Source organism: Gilliamella sp. X-46, assembly GCF_057063525.1.
Genome location: NZ_JBXSQH010000032.1, coordinates 1 through 1,632, shown reverse-complemented (window position 1 = coordinate 1,632; position 1,632 = coordinate 1). Strand labels below are relative to the sequence as shown.

Here is a 1,632-nt window from a genome sequence, read left to right as displayed (position 1 = left end):
ACATATCACCAACCAATTCATAACAAGGGCGTTCACTGAAGTTATAAGCCACAATTTCCCGATTGTATAAATCTAATATAGGTGATAAATACAGTTTTTTACTTCCCACTTTAAACTCAGTTGCATCCGTTACCCATTTCTGACCAGGTTTAGTCGCCTTAAAATCACGGTTTAATAGATTGGGCACAGCACTAAGACGACATTTATAAGAACGATATTTCTTTCCTCTTATCAAGGATTTTAAGCTCATTTCTTTCATTAAACGTAGCACCTTTTTATGATTCACAATGACATTCTTATTTTGTAATTCAGCCGTAATTCGTCGATAACCATAGCGACTAAAGTTATCTTCATAAATCTTGATAATAAGCGCTTTTAATTCACTATTTTTATCAATTTTAGATTTAGCCGAATCGTGATAGTAAAAAGTACTTCGCGACAAACCTGATGCGCTAAGCAATTTATTTAAGGGATATTTTTTCCTTAATTCATCAACTATTTGATACTTTTCTTTTTTTCTAATCTCTTTTGTCGAAGTAAGGCATCCAACTTTTTTAGATAAGCCACCTCCACTTCAAGGTCACTGACCATTTCGAGCAATTCTTCTTTTGTTTTTTCACTATTTTTTTTAACTTTTTGAGCCATTTTTTTATCTGCTTTTCCCTGTGGTGGATTCGGTGTCATTGAAAAACCTGCTTTGCCATATTTTTGGTATATTTTAAACCAGTGGCCTACATATCCAAAGTGTATATCAAACGCCAAAGCAGCTTGATTTTGTGAAAGATGATTGTCTATAAAATACCTGACCACTTTGTATTTAAAATCTGGAGAAAAATACCTTGGTTTTGTGACGGGTTTTAGTCCTTCAATGCCTTTTCTTTTATATAACTTTACCCACGACTCCACTGTACCGACAGGCACTTGAAAGTGCCAAGCGGTTAAACCATAACCATCATTACTCTTAAAATAATGTTCAATAACTTGTTTTTTAAAATCGAATGGATATTTTTTGGCCATAATTTTGTTCCCAAAAGTAGATTTAAACAATCCAACTTTTGGGGGGCAGTTCATTTTTTGCGAAATCCCCTAAAAACCCCGCGCAAGGCTGCAGAATGTGGCCTGCGGCTACCCTCCGCCGTCGCTCGGTCTTAACGCACCGTTTGTGGACGCGTTCCCGACGCACCACAAACTCGCCAAACATCCCTGTTTGGCGTGCTAACCTCGCTCTGTTGTCGGCACATTCTGACGCCGGAATAGGACAAATAACATAACCATCTTTTTTGGGATGGGTTGTTGTGTTTTTATTAGGCGATTTTTGTTAAAAAATAGCCAGAAAAAACTTTAATAAAATCAATACCTTTTTTAACTGATTTTTGGGCGGAAAATCAGGCCTTTTTTGTTTTGGTGTATAGGATGGATTAGGTGCAGTGGTTTCGGACGTTTTGGTCTTGGGTGAATAAAATAGCTATCGTGACCACGTCCGATTTAGGGGATTTTGAACTGCACCCCAAAAGTTGGATTGTTTAAATCTACTTTTGGGAACAAAATTATGGCCAAAAAATATCCATTCGATTTTAAAAAACAAGTTATTGAACATTATTTTAAGAGTAATGATGGTTATGGTTTAACCGC

2 protein-coding genes are annotated in these 1,632 nt (G+C 36.3%); both read right to left on the bottom strand.

The window, feature by feature from the left end:
• A partial coding sequence (locus ACYIAJ_RS11245; protein WP_483564480.1) for an IS3 family transposase occupies positions 1-499 on the bottom strand: 499 nt, incomplete at its 3' end.
• Complete coding sequence (locus ACYIAJ_RS11240) at positions 496-1,017, bottom strand: transposase (RefSeq protein ID WP_483564479.1); 522 nt, start codon at positions 1,015-1,017, stop codon at positions 496-498. The genes ACYIAJ_RS11240 and ACYIAJ_RS11245, both read right to left, overlap by 4 nt.
• Positions 1,018-1,632 lie beyond the last annotated feature (615 nt).

Bases quoted from the DNA above. Each gene is read 5' to 3' on its own strand.
- ACYIAJ_RS11240 (WP_483564479.1), bottom strand. From the start codon at position 1,017: ATGGCCAAAAAATATCCATTCGATTTTAAAAAACAAGTTATTGAACAT.